Origin of the sequence: Microtetraspora sp. AC03309, assembly GCF_020826795.1 — a bacterium.
Taxonomy (GTDB): Bacteria; Actinomycetota; Actinomycetes; order Streptosporangiales; family Streptosporangiaceae; genus Microtetraspora; species Microtetraspora glauca.
In genome coordinates, this window is sequence record NZ_JADDIL010000391.1 from 1 (window position 1) to 574 (window position 574).

Below are 574 nucleotides of genomic sequence, written 5' to 3' on the forward strand. Positions count from 1 at the left end.
GGACCAGGACCGGGACCGGGACCGGGACCAGGACCGGGGTCTGGGTCGGGGTCTGGGTCGAGGCCGGGCGGACCCGCGTCAGGGTCGCTGTCGCCAGTCTCGCTGTTGCCAGGCTCGGGGGTGCAGACGTCGCCGCCGCTGTCGACGGGACTGCGGGGACTCGCCTCGAAACAAGAAGCGTCGCTACTCCCGAGGGGATCTTTGACGCTCACATTGGGGCCGAGGTCGCCGCCACCGGCGCCGCACGCGTCATACACACCGATGCGGTTGCCGTGACCGGCAGATTCGGAGGAGCTCGCTCCGGTGACGGTGTCGTCAACGTCGCCGTCCTTGTCTCCGTCCATCTCGCCGTTGACGTGCTGGACGTCGTGGAGGCCGCCGGAGCGCCGGGCGTTCTCGTCGTCCCCATCGGTGTCGGCGTTCTCGTCGCAGGTGCCGTAGAGGTCGGTTCTGTCGTTGAGGCCGCTGTCGTCGAGGCCGGTGACGTCGAAGGGATCGTCGGAGAGTTGGTCGTCGTAGTCATCCTCGTCACCCGCCCGTTTGCGGGCGGCGTTGTCGAACAGGACGGCGATGA

General features: G+C 68.6%; 1 pseudogene. It reads right to left on the reverse strand.

Annotated features, from left to right (window positions below):
* Positions 1-574: pseudogene (locus tag IMZ11_RS43490) on the reverse strand (hypothetical protein); the annotation flags it as partial.